This is a genomic window from Sporocytophaga myxococcoides DSM 11118, assembly GCF_000426725.1.
In the GTDB taxonomy this organism is placed as follows: domain Bacteria; phylum Bacteroidota; class Bacteroidia; order Cytophagales; family Cytophagaceae; genus Sporocytophaga; species Sporocytophaga myxococcoides.
The window spans coordinates 327,499-349,806 of the sequence record NZ_AUFX01000003.1; the positions used below are offsets into that span (position 1 = coordinate 327,499).

The window sequence follows — 22,308 nt, forward strand, 5'->3', positions numbered from 1 at the left end:
CATACACATTATTAATTTATTTAAGAGGATATTTGAGGATATATTATTGTCAAACAAAATACTACTAACATGTTTCCGGGAGATTTTAAATCGAACAAATTGATCAAAAAGAGGATTAAATTCTCACTATTGATCTTGTTTTCGTTTATTTTCTTTTCTCAGGGGTTTTCGGAGGGTACAAAAGAGATAAGGCCAGCATCTGCGGATAATGGATATGTTGTACTTGATCCCGGATGGTCCCCTTTTGCAACTTATGGTTGCCCGACTACCAGCAGGTTAAATATAAGAATCTGTAACATTGGTGAAATAGTATATTTTGGTTTTAACCAGCCAAATAATGACGTTAGATTCAGAATCAAGGACTCAAGTGGAGTTATTGTAGTTCCTCAGACCACTGTCCCAAGCGCGGGGGCTGGTTACATTTCCTCATACAATAGGGCAGTTGCTGGTCCTTCAGCCATTGTAGGAACTAGCGGATATAACGCAATGTCATTTACAGCTACACAAACCGGAGATTATTATATTGAATTTTTACTTCCAAATGGAAACCCAAGGAGAGAATTTGATTTGTTTGATATTACTGTAGCCTCTGCTGCCAATGTTCCAATAAAAGGAAGAATCTGGTCTCAGTCCTGGATGATGTCTACCAAAAGCTTTACAAATGCGTTCAAAGGTTTGATGTATATATACGCAGATGATGGTATCGTTACCTCTTTGAATTTTAATGGTATGCAGCCTTATGTGTTCGTTTTGAACGCTAACATGACCGGTACAGGAAATACCGGTAATCCTGATTTAGACAGACAGTCAAAAGTAGGTTCATCTACTTATCCTAAATATAAAGTGTTTCTTAACGATCCGGACCAGTCTTGTTTCCCTACTGGTCAATTTGGTAAAATTACAGCCCCAACAACAGTTTCGGGTTGTCCTCCAACAAACTTTTGTCTAAACGTATTTGTGGACAAACCAGGTTTCGCCCAGATCTTCCTTGACCTGAATGGCATTCCAGGCCATCAGGCAGGAACAAGAGACCGGGCAATTTCAGCAGTAGTTAACCCACCACGTACTTGTATTCCATGGGATGGAAAAGATGGTTTAGGTAATAGAGTAACAACAGCTGTAACCATCAGAACTCGTACCGATTTTTATAATGGACTTACGCATATCCCTTTATATGATGTGGAAGGAACCCCTAATGGTTATATTGTTAATCTTGTTCGACCAGTTACTGGTATACCTATAAAATTATATTGGGATGACAGAAATATTCCCGCAGCTAACGGAAGTCAGAACCTGGCAGGATGTAACAACCCTTGCCATCAATGGACGTGGTATGGTTCAGATAATACAGCAAGAGATTATGGTAACAGAAATACAGTCAACACCTGGTGGTACGCAGATTCAACTTCAGATGTAACTGACAATACTGTGCCTCCAGGCATTGTTGTTGATGCTGACACTAGAATTCCGGATTCAAAGGACAATGATTCGACAATTTGCGGATCTGTGGGTGCTTATACACTTAGTGGTCTTGTGCAAAATGCTGGTGGAGGTATGTGGACAACAACAGGTACAGGAACATTTTCAGATGTAACAAATATGAACGGAACCTACACTCCTTCTGCTGCAGATAAAGCGGCAGGATTAGTAAGGATTATTCTTGTTTCTACAGGTAACGGTGCCTGTCCATCTATAAGAGATACCTTGACACTGAGGTTTCAGGCAATTCCTTCTGTTATAGCAGGTCCCGCAGTTACAGTATGTTCCAATAACCCTCAGGTTGCCCTGAACGGCTCCGTCCAAAATGCTACTGGTGTAATTTGGAGCAGCTCAGGAACAGGTACATTTACACCTGCTGCAACCAATCTGGTCGCCACTTACATTCCTTCAACTGCAGATATTGCTTCAGGAAATGTTTCTTTGACACTTACTTCTACAGGTAATGGTGTTTGTCCTGCGACACAAAGTGTTACAAAAATTGTAACAATAGAACAAGCTCCTACAGTAAATGCTGGGCCAGATCAAACTATATGTGCAGGAGGAAATGCAACTTTAGCAGCAAGCGCTACTAATTATACAACTATAGCCTGGTCCGGTGGAAATGGTACATTTTCTCCTAACAATTCAAGTTTAAATGCTACATACATTCCACACAATTCAGAAAAATCAGGGTCGGTAACACTTACGTTGACAGCTACTAAAGTTGGTTGCGCTACAGTTACTGATCAGATAAATGTGATCATTCAACCTGCGCTTACTGTAAATGCAGGTGCAGATATTTCTGTGTGTAAAAACAACCCGACTGCAAATCTTTCAGGTACTTCCACCAATGCTACGACCTATACCTGGTCAGGAGGCGCTGGTACATTTTCAAATGCAAATGCATTAACAACTACATATACTTCAACTACAGCTGAAACCAATGCTGGCCCTGTAACATTAACACTTACAGCTTCTAGACCAGGTTGTCCATCTGCTACAGACCAAGTGCAGATATCATTCACTCCATCACCAATTTCAACTCCTGGTCCAGGAAGTACAGTTTGCGCAAACAATCCAAACGTCACACTTAACGGATCTGTAACAGGAGCTACTGGTGGTAGATGGACTGGAGGTTGTGGAACATTTATACCAAACGATGTTACGTTAAATGCTACTTATATTCCATGTGCCAATGAAGTGTCTAGTGGTTTAATTTCTCTTACACTTACCACAACTGGCAATGGAACCTGTAATGCCGTTTCAAATTCAACTCTTATACTTGTAGAGCCGTCTCCTGTAGCTAATGCAGGATCTGACAAATCGGTTTGTGAAAACAAGCCGGATATTGCTTTGGCAGGCACTATTACAGATGCTACATCTTCAACTTGGTCAGGAGGAGCAGGTTTATACCAACCAAGTGCTACTGATTTAAATATTACGTACATTCCAACTTCGAATGAAATTGCTTCAGGATCTGTAGTATTGACTCTAATTGCTAACAGAGCTTCATGTAATTCACATTCAGATCAGGTAACGATCAATTTTACACCTGCACCTGTGGTAAATGCGGGGCCGGATCAATCTGTTTGTGCTAACAATGCTGTTATCAACTTAAACGGTACTGCAACAAATGCAGGTGGGACAATCTGGTCTGGAGGAGCGGGAACTTTCACTCCAAATGCTTCTACTTTAAATGCCAAATATACTCCATCTGCAGGCGAAATTGCTTCTGGAACTGTAACACTTACCTTAAAATCAACACTTAATGGTAACTGTAATGAAGTTGAGGATCAGGTAGTAATAACAATAACAAAAACTCCAACTATTGATGCTGGCACAAATCAGACTGTTTGTGCTAATAATCCTGCAGTTAACCTAAGCGGAAAAGTAACTATAGCAGCAGGAGGTACATGGTCTGGAGGAAGTGGAACCATAACACCAAATATAGATTCATTAAATATAAGATATGTTCCGTCTGCTGCTGAAATAGCAGCAGGAACAGCTACACTTACATTTACTACAAGAGGGAACGGTAATTGCCTTCCGGTTTCTGATCAGGTTTCTGTAAGCATCACCCCTGCTCCTACTGCAAATGCAGGAGCTGACAAATCTGTTTGTGCCGATAGTCCAGCTATTTCTTTAGCAGGTTCTGTAACAGTTGCAACGGGTGGTACTTGGTCTGGTGGAATGGGAACATTTACACCTAACAATACTACTTTAACTGCAACCTACCAACCAACTGTTTCTGAAATTAATTCCGGTTCGGTAACTCTTACTTTGACAACTTCCGGAAATGGAATTTGTAATCCGGTTTCAGATCAGATTGTGATATCAATAACTCCCGCTCCAACAGTAAATGCGGGAGCGGATCAAGTCTTATGCGGAGCTGTTTCTTCAGTTACACTTTCTGGCAATGTAACAGGATCAACAGGTGGGGCATGGACAACATCCGGAACTGGAACATTTGCTCCGAATGCCAACACACTTAATGCAAGTTATGCTCCCTCTGCAGCTGATAAAACTGCTGGAAATGTAACTTTAACATTGACTACAACTGGTAATGGGCTATGCCAGGCGATTAAGGATCAAGTTGTACTTTCCTTTACAACAGTTCCTACTGTAAATGCGGGGCCGGATCAAGTAGTATGTGCGAATGACCTACCTATAAAATTAGCAGGTTCAGGATCAGCAGCAAATTGGACAGGAGGAAGTGGAACATTTACTCCGAATACAAATACTTTAAATGGCACCTATATGCCATCTGCATCAGAAATTACCTCTGGTACAGTTACTCTTACTCTTACGACAATCGCTAGCGGTGCCTGTCCTGTAGTTTCTGATCAGGTTAAAATTACAATTCCGGCTGCACCTACTGCCAATGCAGGCGCTGATTTTATAATGTGCGGAAATTTAACCAATTACACACTGAGTGGAACCATAAACAGCGCGGCGACAGGTGGTTTCTGGACAACTACGGGAACAGGCTCCTTTACTCCAAACGCTTCAACATTAAATGCAACATATACACCTTCCACTGCAGATAGAACTGCAGGATCTGTATATTTGATATTATCCACTACAGGAACTGGCATATGTTCAACTACCAGAGATACAATGCAGTTGACAATATCACCAGTCGTAACAGTAAATGCAGGTCCTGACCAAACCCTTTGTGCAAGCCTTACAGGAATTCAGTTAAATGGTACTGCAAATAATGCAACAGGAATAACGTGGACAACTTCCGGAACAGGTTCATTTACTCCAAACGCTACAACATTACTGGCAACATATACTCCGTCATCAGCGGATACAGCAGCCAAATCAGTTACATTAACCATTACTTCTTCCAGCACACCTACTTGTGCTTCAGTTACAGATAATGTAACAATCCAGTTTACACCTGCTCCAGTAATAAAAGCTGGACCAGATCAGACTCTATGCGCGAATGTTGCGACTGTACAATTAGCTGGTTATAAAGCTAACACCACCGGTGCTAGATGGAGTACTTCAGGTAGCGGAACGTTCTCTCCTTCCTTTACAACTCTTAATGCTTCATATATTCCATCTGAAGCTGATAAAGGTACTTCAGTTACATTGACACTTAGCAGCACCGGAAGCGGAATTTGCAACGGAACATCTGATCAAGTAGTTATTAACCTGAATCCAACACCTACTGTAAATGCAGGTTTGGATCAGACAGTTTGTGCTGATACTTCAGCAATCAACCTAAATGGTGCAATCACAGTTGCAACGGGAAGCGTCTGGACCTCAGATGGAACAGGTTCATTTGCGAATTCGAATTCTCCAATTACAACTTATACTCCATCGGCAGCAGATATAAGTAAGGGAATAGTAGCATTTACGCTTACTACCAATGCCGCAGGTGCTTGTTCACCAGTATCAGATATCGTTGCGGTAATTATCACTCCTGCTCCGACAGTTAATGCAGGTACGAACAGGAATGTATGTGCCAATAATGCAACACTTACCCTTAACGGATCTGTAACTATAGCATCAGGCGGCACATGGTCTGGAGGAACAGGAATATTCATCCCGAACAATTCCGCTCTGAATGCTACGTATAATTTATCTGCTTCTGAAATAAGCAGCGGCAATGTAACATTGACTTTAACGACAACCGGGAACGGTTTATGTAAAGCTAAAACCAGCCAAATGACCATCAATGTAGGGGCATCTCCGACTGTAAATGCAGGCCCTGATCAATCTATTTGTGAAGACCTTATGGGAGTTACACTTGCAGGCTCATTTACTGGAACTGGCCTGGCAGGCGTTGAATGGACAAGCTCAGGAAGCGGTGCTTTCTTTCCTAACCAGGTCACTCCAACTGCGACATATGTTCCTTCGGTGTCAGACAGAGCTTCAGGAAAAGTAAGGTTATTATTAACTACAACAGGAAACGGAAATTGTAATGCTGTTGTGGATACAATGAATATTACAATCGCACCAGCACCTAAAGTAAATGCAGGAGCTGATAAGATTGTGTGCGGAAACAACGCTGAAATTAGCCTTCAGGGAACTGTATCTATTGCAACAGGAGGATACTGGAGATCAAGCGGAACAGGAGCCTTTACTCCTGATACAGTTTCTTTAAATGCATCATACATTCCTTCCCCATTAGATATTTCAGGAGGAACCGTTACCCTTACACTAATTTCTTCAGGAAATGGTTTGTGTAAGCCTGTTACAGATCAATTAGCGGTTACCATTACACCTGCACCTACAGTTAATGCAGGAGCAGACAGAACAGTATGCGCTAATAATTCTAAAATTTCACTTAGTGGTGTAGTTAATGTAGCTACAGGGGCAACATGGACTACCAATGGAAGTGGCTCGTTCTCACCTGACCCAAACAGTCTGAATGCCACATATACTCCTTCTGTAGCTGATAATACTGCAGGTTCTGTGAAACTTATCCTTACTTCAACCGGAAATGGTGATTGTAATGCTGTTTCGGATACAGTAAACATAACTATTACACCTGCTCCTACTATTGAAGCAGGAACAAATCAGACAATTTGCGCTAGTGGTACAGGCGCGCCATTGAATGGAACAATATCAGTTGCAAGTGGTGGATCATGGAAAACTTCAGGATCAGGAACATTCAGTCCGAATGCTTTCAGCACCGTTGCGACCTATGTTCCTTCTGCAAATGACACCATCAAAGGAAAAGTAACATTGACGCTTACTACAACAGGTAATGGAAATTGTACTCCTGTTTCAGACAGTTTATCCGTAACAATTCAAAAAACTCCAATAATAAATGCAGGACCAGATGAAACAATATGTGCAGACAAAGAATTCCTGCAACAATCAGGTGGAGTAACAAATGCAACAGGTGCAACATGGACTACAAGTGGAAATGGCACATTTACTCCTGACAATAATACACTTAATGCAATTTACAACCCTTCTGTTGCTGATCTTTCAGGAACTTCACTGGTACTTACATTAACATCAACTGGTAACGGTGCGTGTCCGCCTGCATCAGATCAAAAAGTTTATACTATCAATCCGGTACCGACAGTAAATGCAGGTGCGGATCAATCTCTTTGTGCTAATAACTCCAATGTTGTTTTAAATGGAGTTAAAACTATTGCTACAGGTATATTATGGACAAGTTCAGGAGATGGAACATTTTCACCTGACAACACATCTCTCAATGCAACTTATATTCCATCTGCAGATGATATTGCCGGAGGTTCAGTTGCATTAACACTCACAACAACTGGTAATGGAGCTTGTAATGCAACATCGGATCAGTTGAATGTAACTTTAACTCCTGCTCCGACCATAACAGCAGGTCCTGATCAAACAGTTTGTGCTAACAATTCAAATGTACAGCTTAGCGGAGATTATACAGTAGCTACAGGGGGCACATGGACTACATCAGGCACTGGTACTTTCACTCCATCCGCAGACGATAAGAATGCAGTTTATAAACCATCTGCACAAGATAGAACCAATGGAAATGTAACACTTACGTTTACCTCAACGGGAAATGGGAATTGCTCAGTAGTATCTGATAATATGACAGTTACTATAACTCCTGCGCCTACGGTAAATGTTGGTCCAACTATCAACATCTGTGCAACTACGACAGGAGTTCCTTTAAACGGAATCATAACAACTGGTGCAACTGGCGGAATTTGGGCTACTGGTTCAGGAGAAGGTACATTTAGTCCTTCAAACACAGACTTGAATGCAACATTTATGCCTTCTGCAAACCAGATTGCAAATGGTAAGGCTAACCTTACACTAACAACAACAGGATTTGGAAATTGTAAAGCGGTTTCAGCTAACCTTGTAATTAATATATCTCCACTTGCAATAGTAAATGCAGGACCTGATGTACAGGTATGTGCGGGAGCTCCAGGTATAGCACTTTCCGGAACAGTTAAAAAAGCTACTGGAGGTACATGGACAACCTCTGGAACAGGAACATTTGTTCCGGATCCTACAGCATTGAATGCAACTTATGTTCCTTCAGCTGCTGAAAATGTAAACGGAAGTATTATTCAATTAACACTTACCTCAACAGGTAATGGTTTCTGTACACCAGTTACAGATGACATGACTATAAGCTTTAAAATTACTCCAGTAGATGCAGGACCGGATCAGCAATTCTGTTCAAATATGCTACCAGTGCAGTTAAATGGTTCAGGTAACGGAACCTGGTCAGGGGGCTTGGGTACATTCTCAGATTCTACTTCATTGAGTGCAACTTATACTCCAACTGCAGCTGAAATAGGCACAAAAGTAGAGTTGATATTAACCGGAGCAGCCTTAGGATCTTGTATCGCAGGTAAAGATACCATGGTAATTGATTTGCTACGCGGACCGTCAATAGATGTAGGAACTGATCTGTCTATATGCGAAAACAATCCTGTCGCAAATATTACTGCAACATATGCAGATGCAGACGGCGTTATCTGGAAAACAGAAGGTAATGGAACATTCTCTAATGCATCTTCTGCATCGACAGTTTATACTGCCTCACCTCAAGACATTATAACAGGTGTTATAAGATTGTTTGCAACAACAGTCAATACCAATATTTGTAGACCTGAAGCTGATACTCTGACACTTACCTTTACCCCTGCTCCTGAAGTAGATGCGGGTAGTGATATTACTTCTTGTGCAAATGCAGGTGCTATTAATATTAAGGGTATAATTACAGGAGCTACCGGAGGTTCTTGGAGTATAATTTCAGGAAGCGGTTCTTTCGCAAATGCAGCAATGGTTTCAACAAGTTATACACCTTCTCCTGCAGATATAAATAATGGAAGTGTTACATTACGTTTAACATCAAATCCAACAGACAATTGCAGCACTGTTTTTGACGATCTTGTTATTAATATAGGTACTGCTCCTACTGTAGATGCTGGAAATGATGAAACCATCTGTGCTGATGCAAATAGTGTTGTATTGAATGGTTCTGTTCAAATCGCATCTGGAGGACACTGGACAACTTCCGGAAACGGTATATTCAGTCCTAATGATAATACTCTGAATGCTACCTACATTCCTTCAGCTGATGATATTAACAACCTAGGTGTAACCTTGACTCTGACATCAACCGGAAATGGTACATGTACCCCAGTATCGGATAGTAAAGTAGTTACAATTAATCCTGCACCTACAGTAAATGCAGGTCCAAGTCAGATTGTTTGTGCTGACAATACCACAATTACATTGTCAGGAAGCAGAACTGTGGCACTGGGCTCTATCTGGACCAGCACAAGTGGAGGTTCTTTCGCTGATCCTAACAGCTTGAATACAACCTATACTCCTACAGCAGCAGAGAAAGCGGCAGGATCAATAAACCTAACATTAACAACAACCAATAATGGATTGTGCCATGAAGTTTCAAGCACAGTTTCCATATTAATTACTCCTATACCAGTTGTTAATGCAGGACTGGATCAATCTGCCTGTGTTGATGTTAATACTTACCAGTTAGCCGGAAAAGTTAAAAATGCTCCGGCTGGAATCTGGACAACATCCGGATCCGGATCATTTGATGATGCAAATGCTCTTAATGCAATATATACACCGTCTTCAACTGACAAAACTAACGGTAGTGTGACATTAACATTTGCTTCGGCAGGTAATCCCCTTTGTAATGTAGTAAGTGACCAATTGGTACTAAGCTTTACTAAAGCACCTACTATTACTGCCGGATTGGATCATTCAATCTGCGCTGACAAAGATACAATTCACATTGCTGGAGCTGTAACAGTAGCCGCAGGTGGAAAATGGAGCAGTAATGGAGATGGCTATTTTGCACCAAGTGCAAATTCCTTAGGAACAGTTTATTACCTTGGAGATTCCGATAAAGGACAAACTTCTGTAACACTTTCTATTATCTCAACAGACAATGGAACTTGTAATGCAGTTACTGATAATCTCCTAATAGATATTGCACCTAAACCTGTGGTAAATGCAGGACCTGATCAGACTATATGCGCAGGTCAGGCCAATGCAATCCTTTCAGCATCTGTACTAAATGCAACTGGTGGTATTTGGTCTACTACAGGAACAGGTACATTTGCTAATGGAACGTCTTTAAGCACTACTTATATACCTTCACCTGCAGACAACGAAGCCGGAGGTGTAATTCTTACTTTGAATTCAACAGGTAACGGATTATGTAATGCTGTTTCAGACTTTATTGTAATCAATGTAATTCCATCTCCATCTGCTATAGTAAATGCAGGAGCAGATATAATTACATGTAAAGATCTCAGATCAGTAAAATTATCAGGTTATGTATCAAATGCTGGAGGTGGAATATGGTCAACTTCAGGTACTGGAACATTTACTCCTGATATCAATACACTAAATGCTTCCTATACTCCATCATTGGCAGATAAAGCAGCTGGAAATTTTGTATTAACCTTAACAACTGCGAATAACGGCCAATGTAGCGCAGTATCAGATGATATGAGTGTAACATTGACACCTATTCCTGTTGTTACTGCAGGATCATACCCTGACATATGCGGATTACCTCAGGCCTCCATTTCATTAAATGGTAATGTTACAATTGCAACTGGTGGTATATGGAAATCAAGCGGTTCTGGTGTATTTGCAGTAGATGCTGCAACACTGACTGCTACCTATTTCCCATCAAAACTGGATATCCAAAATGGTGTTGTAGGTTTAACATTAACCTCAACAGGGAATGGAACTTGTGCTCCGGTAATGCAGACTACTCAGGTGAAAATTATACAGCCACCAGTCGTAGATGCAGGAACAGACAAATCCTACTGCTCTGACATTGTGACTCTTGTATTAAGAGGAACATCTCAGTTTGATAATGGAGTTACCTGGACAGGAACTGGATCAGGAACATTTAATCCTAATAACAAAGTAACTTCAATCTATTCTCCTTCGGATGTAGATAAAACTGTAGGAAAGGTAGTAGTAACGTTAACTGCTGCAGGAAAAGGAAGCTGTCCTGCAACTTCAAATACTTCGGTAATCACTATACTTCCTGCTCCACAGGCAGATGCAGGACCTGATCAGACAACTTGTAATATATTGAATTCTTATAGCCTGAATGGAATACATAAAAACTCTACCAGTGGAGCTTGGTTTACATCTGGTACGGGTTCATTCGACGACTTTAACAAACCTGATGCAATCTATTTCCCTTCTGATGCCGATAAGACATCTGGTGCTGTAGACCTTGTATTTATCACAACTGGTAATGGAATATGTAAATTCAGTCAGGATACCATGACACTTTATGTAGACAAATCTCCAATTGTGAATGCTGGAACAGCAATGATTTGTGCTATTGAAGATGGTTCACAGCTTGCCGGGGATATTAAAAATGCCTCTGGAGGTAAATGGTCTACTTCAGGAACAGGAGTATTTGCAATAAATGCCGCTGACCTGAATGCTAAATACTACCCTACTCTGGATGATTTTAATAAAGGACAGGTAGTTCTTAAACTTACCTCATTCATCAATGGCGCTTGTCCTGCTGTATCTGACAGTACTGTGTTGAAAATTGATCCTCTGCCAATTGCAGATGCGGGAAGAGATCAGTTTGTATGTAGAGGAACAACTATAATCCTTGAAGCTAAAACCAGTCCAGGTATTACTTATGAGTGGAAAAACAAAGCAGGCACCATTATTAGCACTGATCCTGTCTTTAGTATAACTGCTGCCAGTGATTCATCAATTACTCTGACAGTTAAAGATTATAAAGGATGTCCTGCACTAGATAGCATCAATGTCGGAGTATTTGATTTCAACAACTCGAAATTTGATATGCTTGATCATTATTGCTACAGTGATACTTTGATCATTCACTCTCTGGCAAGCGGACTACCTGCTGTTCCTGGTCAATATCAGTGGTATAGAGACGGTATCATTTTAAATAGTGAAAACAAATCTGCCATAGCTCCTCAAAGCGATGGTTTGTTCAGAGTAGTTTACGAATATGGTAATTGTTCTACTGAAAAGACAACCAGTGTAACTAACCCTCCTGCTCTGACAAGACAGCCGGTTCTTGGATGTATAGGTACTACATTGCCAATTACAATTGTATCTGATGTTAACAATGTTGACTATTCATGGATAACTGGAGAACAAGGTAGAGATCTTAACTCCATTAATGTTCCGGTGGCTGCTGATACTAATTATTTCAGAGCAACTGTCACAGATATTCTTGGTTGCAATAGTACTGACAGTGTTATGGTCATAGGTATAGAAAGACCTGTAATCAATCTTTCTGATATGGTTTCATGTGCAGGTCAGACAGTGACATTAGTTGGTACACCTTCTAACATGGATAAATTTGCACCATTCGTTCCAGACTATGCATGGTTTAAAGATAATAATGACATCCATGTTAATAATGATACACTTAATGTAAAAGAGTCTGCACTATATGTGGTTTCATTAACCATAGGTCAGTGTACCACCAATGACTCCGCTAAGGTATTCTTCAATGCAGTACCGGAGTCTAAATTACCTGAATTCACTAAACTTTGTCCTGAATATGGAGCGAAAGTGACACTTGATGCAGGTTATAATGTAAACTACATATACAAATGGACATCAGTAAACCCTGTATCAGACAAAGACACTAGTAAAATTGAAGTACCTACACCTGGAACATATTTTGTACTTATAACAAATAAAGAAAACTGTTCTATAACTGATACCATATTAGTAAGAGATCTTTGCAATCCTCGTCTGGATGTGCCAAATGTGTTCACACCTGGAAAACATGAGACACCCGAAAATGAAAAATTCAGAGCATACGGAAAATATGTAGTCAATTACAAGATGATGATTTTCAACAGATGGGGTGAGATAATATTTGAAACAGGAGACAAAGATGAAGCCTGGGATGGGTATTATAAAGGTCAGTTAATGCCTATCGGAACATACCCATACATTATCACATATGAAGGGGAAGATCCGGAAAGCAGAGGGCCGTATAAAAAAGAAGGTAAAGTAACTTTATTAAAATAAAATTCTTTAATTGTAATAAAAAAGAGAGGCTGTCTTCAAAAGAACAGCCTCTCTTTTTTATTTGTAGTGTTACTACTCAACGAAACTCTTATAATGAGGATTGATAATGAGAAATGGAAATTTGATTCAGATCCACTCAATAGTTACTCTTTTTGCTCAAAAATTCATTCTTTTCATTTAAATGTCGATTCTATCTGCCTGACTATTGATTCTATTGATAAGAATCTTGAATCTTCTTCATTAAAATTTCGCTCATTTTATCCGAAAATTGAATTTTTCATACTGAATATTTATTCTTTCTACCCGAAAATTCGAGGTATAACTCGAATTTTGACTCTTTTAGAATCAATTGGTAGGTTAAAAGAGTCAAAATTGGGGGATATAGATTGAGAATTATAATTAAAAGCGAAATTCTAGCGGAAATCATATTAGTGTTAATAAAACTCTTCCCTTCTAGAATGCTTTCGGATTAAAACAAGAAGAAAGGCAGATTATTCAACAGACCTTAACCTCAACATTGCCTTCCCCAATGACCTAAGATCTTCTTTTTGCAATAAGTCATCTTTGACATGGTGATTTCTAAAGCAGTACAAATGAATTAACAATGGTTTATTTTCTGTAAACGTTGGTTGATCATCAGAAAATCTGAATAAAAATATAGTTTCAGGATCAGCACCCGGGCTTATTGACTCTTCTGTTATCAATTTAAACCAGTAAGGATCTTTAAACAAGTTACCGGTACCTGGAACCTTGCAAGTGACAACAAGCCTGTCTATTATCTCCCCATTAATCGGGTGTGGAAAATGAGTAAGCAACTTAAGATTATTTTTTTCACATGAAAGACTTACTTTGTCTCCGACAAAATGATGAGGAATTATATCTCCTGAAATAAGTCTTACAAAAAACAAGCGAAGGTTAAATGCATTGTTCCTCCTTTTGTCTGTAACAGAATGAACTGATATCGTATTCCAATAGCCTTTTACAAGGTCCATATTGGTTAATTTATCAGTATAGTAAACAGTAAAAATTCCCCCTATGATAAAAGCTGTAGTAAGAGAATGTCCGGCAATGGAAGGTCCTTTTTCCCAAGCCACTAAAGCATACTGGAGCACAAAAATTGTGGTTAAAGAAACTGCCATATAAGTTTGCATGTTTTCTGACCTGTACTTCATTTTGTAATTGAAATAAGGAGAATTATTCATGCAGTTATTAATTATAATGATCCATACTGAAACAGAAATTACAAAGTGTAAAAGAAATACCGGAAAAACCTGTTTAAAAATCCAGAAGTCATACAATCCATGTGTAATGCTGCCCAACAGGAAAAACACTGGAAAGGAAATCCAGAGTGGGAAATTTTTGAATCTGTATTTACTTAACACAAAGCCATATGCAACTATGGACGATGCAATCATATGAGATGGCACGGAGGTCATTCCCCTACCTTGTACAATTCCTGCAAGGTCTCCATCGAAATACAAGATATTTTCAACAAACGCAAATCCTAATGCGCTGAGACATGCATACAGGATATAATCATACGCTTCATTCAAGTGCTCGGAGAAAAACGCAACTAGCAGGAATAGAGGTATAATCTTAACCAGTTCCTCAATAGCACCTATTCCGAAAATGCAATACAGTAAATCATTCCAGAAACTTCCTGTTCTGTCAAAAGATAAATAGTATCTGAAAAAGTCATAAAAGAAGAATGCGAGGAATGTAAACGTCATTCCATATAAGAGCGTCAACAATAAAGGAAACCAATCTTCCTTTTCATAAATATCAATCCTTATAATATAAAACAACCAGACAAGCATGATTCCCAAAGCAGCTAAAAAGCCTGTCCATTTAAAATCTTTGAATGAATGGGATAGGACTTTTAAATAGTATTTGAAATAATCCCCATTAAGGAAATAGAACTTTGTTGCCATCTGAAAAGGCACAAACTTTTCAGTTTTGGCTGTGTATAGTAATTTTTTTACCCCTTCTTCGTCATTATACTTTTCGAGAAGTTGGGTATATTCTTCAAATGCTGCATTATAAAAAACATCATTGATCTGAATAGCCTTACTAAAGACCTTCTTAGCCTCAAGGGTGTCACCTATCTTCAGATAAGTAACAGCTAAATAATAATTCAGATAAGGTAGATTTCTGTTGCTTACGCTATTAAAATAAGATATGGCCGAAGGTAGACTATCTGAAAAGTATTTGTATAACCCTATAGATAACCTGGCCTGATCTACATAAGCAGAATCACTAAAATTTAGTCTGTCAGAAAAAAAATTCAATAATGTATAATCATCTCTTTCATAATACCTGTTATTCTCTTCCCAAGACTGAGGTATTCTGAAATGGTTCTGAATACATTCAAAATTAAGATCCGGATCAGAAAAAGATATTTCAAGTTTTCTGATATATAAATCCTCCTTTTGATTCAGATCCTTTACCGGCAAATATTCCTCATCAAAAGCTTCTGTCGGACTTTTTATTAAATCAGGTTCTTTTATAAAAAAATTGATTGCAAAAAAAGAAAACAACAGCAATATCAGTGACAAGGAAAGTGACCTGACAAAAGGAATTTTGAAAAATTCCTTCTTTTCATTTTTATTAATGTGATACAGGTAAAATATATAAACTCCCCCACCTAGCAAAACCCAGAAATACAGTGAACGTCCTACAAAAAAAGTTTTTTTTCCCTCAGCGAAAAGCAAAAAAGGCCAAAAACACAATGTGATAAACGTAATTATTTTTTTGAAATTCATTAATTAAATCTTCGCTAATTTTCCTAAATTAATACTTTCTTTGGCTAAATTTTTTCTGAACTCAGAAGAATATTTACATCAAAGGGAAAATATTAAAAACAGGCAAATTTGTTGAAATTGAAGGACTATTACAAAGTTTTACATCTTTCATCCACAGCTTCTTCGGAGGAAATTAAAAAAGCATACCGAAAACTTGCTTTGCAATTTCATCCTGACAAAAATTCGTTCCCTCAGGCTAAGGCTGTATTTCAGGAAATTAACGAAGCATATGATGTACTTAGTGATCCGGTTAAAAAAAATAATTATGATTTCCGGTTAAATCAATCATTTCAGCCAAAGACTACCTATTCAGGAGAAAAATCAAATACAGACAACCACAGACCTTTTCATAAATCGCCTGGCAAACAGAAATTTAAAAACAAAGACCCTTATAAAAATTATGCACTCAAAGGAAAGTTTTTTTCCTCTTTTGTATTCTTTTTCTGTCTCATCCTTTGTATCGATTATGTGATTTCTCAAAGATATGACAACACAATCGTAGAAGACATTTCACGCTTCGAAGCCAAAACTTCAAACTACACGGATCATTACAATCATGAAGTCCAGAGTTCTAAAATCGATTTCAATTTTAACTCTGAAACAGCTAATTCCATAACTCCTTATGATACAATCAGTGTAGACATCACTCCTATCTTTGGTATTGTAAAATCCTGCCATCCAATTTCAGACGAAAAATTAAATTATGCTGATGGCTTTTCAATCTACTACCCTTTTACATTCTTAATTCTTCTAGCCATGGCAGCAAGTTGTGCCTCTTTGTTTGTAAAATCCAATGAAACAGGATTTTCCCTGTCAATATTATCTATGATCTTATTTATAATAGTTCAATTCTTACTGGCCAAGAGCTGATTATTTTTTTACTTTATCACCAAACACTTTTTTGAATTTTTCAACCTTGGGTTTGATTACATAAGTGCAATAAGGTTGTCCTTTATTCAGATTGAAGTAATTCTGATGGTAATCTTCTGCAGCAAAGAATTTGCTTATAGGTACAATTTCAGTTACAATAGGACTGCTGAATGCTCCTGATTGATCAAGTTCTTTTTTATATTTCTCAGACAATTCTTTTTGTTCTGCATTATGATAAAATACCGCTGAACGGTATTGCGTACCTTCATCATTGCCTTGTCTGTTAAGAGTAGTAGGATCATGTGTTTGCCAGAATACCTCCAGCAGGTCTTTAAAAGAAACTACTGCAGGGTCATAATAAATCTGAATCACTTCAGCATGACCGGTGTTGCCAGTGCAAACTTCTTTATAAGTTGGATTATCAACTTGTCCTCCTGTATACCCGGATACAACTTTCTGCACACCTTTCATGTCTTGAAAAATTGCCTCAACACACCAGAAGCATCCTGCTCCGAATGTGGCAGTATCTAAATTCGCCATTGGGTTTATGATTTCTTCTTTAATATTAGAATTATTTGCCGGCACCTTTGATTTTGCACATGATGCCAGACAAAAAGCAAATAGCAGAGATGCAAATGAAAGAAATTTTAGTTTGTCCAACATAGTAATTTTTGATTATACTTTGATAAAGTACAGCTAAAAGATAACAATTATCGGACATTTTTTTGTTTCTTTCAATTGGTTTTATTTGGAATGAGTCATTCGTTTGTAGGCCTCACGCATTTTATCCTGAGAGTACTTTAATTTGTACATAATAAACATCAGGAAAAAAGCTATCTGAAGCTTGTATATGCCTTTTTCAAGATACTTCTTTGCAGAAATCAGAACATGCTTGCTTACAATCTTGAACTTACCGTTACTTTTGATTCTTTTAATCAACTCCAGATCTTCGAGAAAATATAGCCTTTCGTCAAAGCCATTGCAGTTTTTAAACTGTTCTTTAGTTACAAATAAACTTTGATCACCAAATTTTACATAATCAGAGTCAAATCGGGTAAACCAGCAGTTCAGCTGCAAAAACCAGTGATTATGATCAACCTGTAGCCTGAAGCAGCCTGCAGAATAACCATCCTTCACTGCAAAAATAATATCGTCGCAGAAACCTTTCGGAGGAAAAGTATTAGCATGTATGAAATAAAGAATACCTCCGGATGCGCGGGCTGCAGCATAATTCATTTGTGCCGCCCTTCCTCTTACAGGACATTGCAAAACCCTGACGCCTTGCTGACTGGCAATTGTTACAGTCTCATCATCACTATTGCCATCAGCTATTATGATCTCCTGCAAAAGAGAGGTGTTTGCTTGTCTTTTAAGGTACTTGATTAATCGTCCAATATTCTCCTCTTCCTGAAAAGTGGGAATTATTACACTGATTTTCATAGAGTTTAAAATATCAAAAATAACATTGATCCAATCTCAATGTTTCCAAAAGGTTAACCATTTAGGGAAAAGTGGTTAATGAAAAATAAAAAACAAAAACAGACTCCAATAGTATAAAAACTCTTATCCGAAACGATCAAGTAAATCCTGTTTCTTTGCTGGAGAGACGTCAATTTCAGAACCATCAGACATTATAACCTGTCCACCTTTACCCTTCCTGTATCTTTTAATAAATTGAATATTGATCAGATGAGATTTGTGTACACGCATAAAATCATAGTCTTCCAATAATCCTTCAAAGTGCTTCAGCGTGCGGCAAATAAGCATCTTTTTTCCTTCTGCTAGAATGATATCTGTAAAATTATCATTTGCCTGGCATCTGATGATGTCTTTCACCTGAACTACTTCAAACCCCTCCATTGTCGGCAATACAATCTTCTGTAATTGCTTATTTGCAATGTTGATATTTTCAATAAGGATTTTAGTATGAATGAATTCTTTTGACTTTTCCCGCTGAGCTTTTATTTTATTAACCGCGGAAACCAGTTCGTCAATATCAATGGGCTTGAGTATATAATAAGCTGCACTGCAATTAAGAGCTTTCATTGCATAATTGCTGAAAGCAGTTACAAATACAGTTTCAAATGTTATCTCATTTACCTGTTCCAGCAAATCAAAGGCATTACCATATGGCATTTCTACATCAAGGAAAAGGATATCCGGTCTACACTTTTCAATAACCTCCAATCCTGATTTTACTGAATCTGCAAAACCTACAATTTCCACATCCTGACAATACTTTTGAATATAATGCGACAATGTCTCTCTGCCGGAAACCTCATCATCTACAATAACAGCTTTCAATACCATATCCGACCTTATTTTGTGCCGATTGTGATTATGACCTTCGTACCAGACTGATTGGCTGCATCCAGATCTTCTATCACAACTTTCATTTGTATTTTGTACAATTCATTAATTATTCCAAGTCTGCTTTCAATATTTTTCATCCCCAGAGAACTGCTTTCTTTTTGATTCTGAGTTTTAAGTTCTTTAGACTTCTTTCTTCCTATACCATTATCTTCAATAACAACCTCTATCCCACTCTGAACCTGAGAAACTTTAACTTTGAGAAATCCCTTATCCTCTTTATATCTTAATCCATGCCATACTGCATTTTCAATATATGGCTGAATTAACATAGGAGGAATTTCAATTTCCCTGTTGATGGATTCATCTATTTCAAAGGTATAATCAAACTTATCCGGAAAGCGTGAATGCTCCAGCTGAAGGTATAACTCAAGTATCCTAATCTCTGTGGCCATAGGAACAAAGTCATGCTGACTGTTTTCCATTACAGCTCTCATTAATTTTGAGAAATCTGATAAGTATTTGTTAGCAGACCTTTCGTCATTTTTTGCAATGAAGTTATTTACTGAATTTAATGCATTAAAAATAAAATGAGGGTTCATCTGACTGCTCAAGGATTTTAATGCCAGTTGCTGATTAGAAATCCTTCTTTTACGTGAACTGGCAAATACAACCCAGGAACTGCCAAATACCAACAGCAATCCGGATAACAATCCATAGATGATCAATTGCTGACGTTTCAATCCTGCCTCTCTGATCTTCTGATCTTTTCTCAACAAGTCAATGGTCTTTTGATTCAGAGCCATATCCTTTTCGAGTATTTCTAATTTCTTTTGTCTGGAAATAAGATCATCTTTTCCATATAAAAGATGATTCAACTCATGTTCTTTCTTTGAGAGAATAGAATCTTTCAGAGATACATATTCTTCATACAATGCCATTGACTTCATGATATTTCCGGACTCTTTATACGCTTTTGACAAAGCTTTTAACCCATCAGCTTTTTTTATAAGATCTCCTGATTCTTCAGATAACTGAATTCCCTTTTCAATATAAGGTACAGCATTAGCAGAGTTTTTTTGTTCAAGATATAAATTACCAACATCCACATATTCTTTAGCCAAAGCCTCTTTATCGTCCAGCTTTTTATTAGCTTCCAACGACTTCTGTTTAGCAATCAATGCATCATCAAGTCTGTTTTGATTACTGTAGGCGCGGCTAATATTACTATACATATCAGCTTTGGTTTTTTCATCTTTGCTTTCTTCAGCTATTTCTTCAAGTTTTTTATAATGTTGAATCGCTTTATTGTTTTTTTCCTGTTCCAGATAAACCTTTCCTATCCGGTTATTCGCATCAATGATGCCTTCCTTATTTTTATCCTTTTCCTCAATAGAAAGTGCTGCAGTATACTCTGCTAAAGCTTGCTGAAAGTTACCGAGTAAGAGATACAAATCTCCATTTTTATATCTCCATTTGACCTGTTCTCTTTTATTGGATTTACCAGATGCATCCTTAATCAACTGATTATTAATTTCAATAGCTTCTTTTATATTGTTACCATTTTCATATGAAAGAGATAAACCTATAAGCGTTTTATTTACAAGATCTGATTCTTGTAAATTTCTGAAGATATCGAGCGCTTTCAGAAAATTCTCCTGACCTTTTGAATAAATTCCCTGATTTGTATTTATTTCACCAAGCAATTTGTAACATAAACCTTCAATTTTTTTATCTCCTTCCTTAAGGTTTAAAGTCAAAGCTTCCTGAATATAATCAATAGCCTTTGCCGGATCTTTAACAGCTATTTTTTCTGCTTTATCTATAAGAGAATAAGCAGGATCCGGAGCCATTGAAGATTTACTAATAATTTTCACTTTTTTATCCTGTGCCTGAAGATGCAATCCTCCTGACAGCACAAGAATTATCAATGCTAGTTTCCGCATCACAATTCATTTATATCAATCAACGGTAAAATTACAAAATAATTGACTAACAGATTTTTACACAACTATAAATATTTTCACTAAGTCCTCTGACAAATTCCCTAAGTGGAACTGTCTGTTGACTCAGTTTAACTTTACGCATGTCTCTATTCCATATACCTTTCAGAAAAAATAAAACTCTTATGGATATGCTAATGAGAAAAAAGACCATTTTCCTGCTTACTACATTTTGGTTTGCTTTTGCCTGTTCACTTTACGGAAATAACTTTCTTTCGCTGTTTAAAAAGACAAGTACTAAGGAAGAATTAACTCCTCCCGATCCTTCACCTAAGCAAAAGAAGATTAAGGTAGCTCTACTACTGGATACCAGCAATAGTATGGATGGACTGATAGAACAAGCTAAATCACAGCTCTGGACTATTGTCAATGAACTTGCCCAGGCAAAGTGTGATGGCATAAAACCTACAATTCAGATAGCTTTATATGAATATGGTAATGATAGACTTAGCGCTATGGAAGGTTATATCAAAATGGTTACTCCACTTACTGATGACCTAGATAAAATTTCTGAAGACCTCTTTAAACTGACAACCAATGGAGGTAGCGAATTTTGTGGTCATGTAATACAGACAGCATGCAATCAACTAGACTGGTCGCCGGACGGTAACGATTTGCAGGTAATCTTCATAGCAGGAAATGAGCCGTTTAACCAGGGAGGGGTCCCTTATCAAAAGGCTTGTGCACTAGCAAACTCAAGAAATGTAGTAGTCAATACAATTTATTGCGGCCCATATCAAGAAGGGATTAATGGTTTATGGAAAAATGGAGCAGACATTACCAAAGGGAATTATATGAGTATTGAGCAGGATAGAAAAACAGTTTATATCCCATCTCCATATGATGATAAAATTTCTGATTTGAACACCCAATTGAATACCACATATATTGAATATGGAAATCTTGGAAAGGAAAAGAAAATAAAACAGGTAGAACAAGATGCTAATGCTGAGAAATACGGCAAAGAAAATAAAGTAAACAGAGCAGTGAGTAAGAGCACACATGTTTATAAAAACAAAAGTTGGGATTTAGTAGATGCTTCAGATGAAAAAGACTTCAAAGTGGAAGAAGTGCAGACCGCGGACCTGCCTCAGGAAATGCAGAACATGACTACAGATCAGAAGCAGAAATATATTGAGACGAAGAAGGCTGACAGAGAAAAAATCAAGACCGAAATACAACAGTTAAATATCCAAAGAGAAAAATATATTGTTGAACAGAAAAAATCTGAAACTCCTGAAAAATCGCTTGATAAAGCGATGCTAGAAGCTATAAAAAAACAGGCCGCTCAGAAGAATCTTACTTTTTAAGCTTACTATATTTTTATC

Annotated in this window: 8 protein-coding genes; 3 read left to right on the forward strand and 5 right to left on the reverse strand. The window is 37.9% G+C overall.

All coding sequences use genetic code 11. From position 1 onward, the window contains the following. Positions 1-135: 135 nt before the first annotated feature. Entirely contained in the window at positions 136-12,996 is a 12,861-nt protein-coding gene (locus tag K350_RS26885) for a T9SS type B sorting domain-containing protein (protein WP_156026809.1), read from the forward strand. Positions 12,997-13,487: 491 nt separating this feature from the next. Here the strand turns inward: K350_RS26885 and K350_RS0101155 are convergent, their stop codons facing one another. Beyond that, positions 13,488-15,758 carry a PrsW family intramembrane metalloprotease gene (locus tag K350_RS0101155; RefSeq protein ID WP_028978353.1) on the reverse strand — a complete coding sequence of 757 codons (2,271 nt, stop codon included), beginning with the start codon at positions 15,756-15,758 and terminating at the stop codon, positions 13,488-13,490. Positions 15,759-15,866: 108 nt separating this feature from the next. Here K350_RS0101155 and K350_RS30635 point away from each other — a divergent pair, with 108 nt between their 5' ends. Continuing rightward, on the forward strand, positions 15,867-16,667 hold the full coding sequence (locus tag K350_RS30635; RefSeq protein WP_028978354.1) for a J domain-containing protein: 801 nt from the start codon (positions 15,867-15,869) through the stop codon (positions 16,665-16,667). Here the strand turns inward: K350_RS30635 and msrA are convergent, their stop codons facing one another. The 4 genes from msrA to K350_RS26895 form a co-directional block, all read right to left on the reverse strand. Further along, positions 16,668-17,330, reverse strand: a complete 663-nt coding sequence (gene msrA / locus K350_RS0101165) for a peptide-methionine (S)-S-oxide reductase MsrA (RefSeq protein ID WP_028978355.1) — start codon at positions 17,328-17,330, stop codon at positions 16,668-16,670. Between the two features lie 81 nt (positions 17,331-17,411). Next, entirely contained in the window at positions 17,412-18,107 is a 696-nt protein-coding gene (locus K350_RS0101170; protein WP_028978356.1) for a TIGR04283 family arsenosugar biosynthesis glycosyltransferase, read from the reverse strand. A gap of 123 nt (positions 18,108-18,230) precedes the next feature. Then, positions 18,231-18,977 carry a LytR/AlgR family response regulator transcription factor gene (locus tag K350_RS0101175; RefSeq protein WP_028978357.1) on the reverse strand — a complete coding sequence of 249 codons (747 nt, stop codon included), beginning with the start codon at positions 18,975-18,977 and terminating at the stop codon, positions 18,231-18,233. An 8-nt stretch (positions 18,978-18,985) separates the two neighbouring features. After that, positions 18,986-20,923 (reverse strand): tetratricopeptide repeat-containing sensor histidine kinase, encoded by a 1,938-nt coding sequence (locus K350_RS26895; protein ID WP_028978358.1) that lies wholly within the window; start codon positions 20,921-20,923, stop codon positions 18,986-18,988. A gap of 188 nt (positions 20,924-21,111) precedes the next feature. Here K350_RS26895 and K350_RS0101185 point away from each other — a divergent pair, with 188 nt between their 5' ends. Then, complete coding sequence (locus K350_RS0101185; RefSeq protein ID WP_162144108.1) at positions 21,112-22,290, forward strand: vWA domain-containing protein; 1,179 nt, start codon at positions 21,112-21,114, stop codon at positions 22,288-22,290. The last annotated feature ends 18 nt before the right edge of the window (positions 22,291-22,308 follow it).

Coding starts and splice junctions, on each gene's coding strand:
- K350_RS0101155 (WP_028978353.1), bottom strand. CDS start 15,758: ATGAATTTCAAAAAAATAATTACGTTTATCACATTGTGTTTTTGGCCT.
- msrA (WP_028978355.1), bottom strand. CDS start 17,330: ATGTTGGACAAACTAAAATTTCTTTCATTTGCATCTCTGCTATTTGCT.
- K350_RS0101170 (WP_028978356.1), bottom strand. CDS start 18,107: ATGAAAATCAGTGTAATAATTCCCACTTTTCAGGAAGAGGAGAATATT.
- K350_RS0101175 (WP_028978357.1), bottom strand. CDS start 18,977: ATGGTATTGAAAGCTGTTATTGTAGATGATGAGGTTTCCGGCAGAGAG.
- K350_RS26895 (WP_028978358.1), bottom strand. CDS start 20,923: ATGCGGAAACTAGCATTGATAATTCTTGTGCTGTCAGGAGGATTGCAT.
- K350_RS0101185 (WP_162144108.1), top strand. CDS start 21,112: ATGCTAATGAGAAAAAAGACCATTTTCCTGCTTACTACATTTTGGTTT.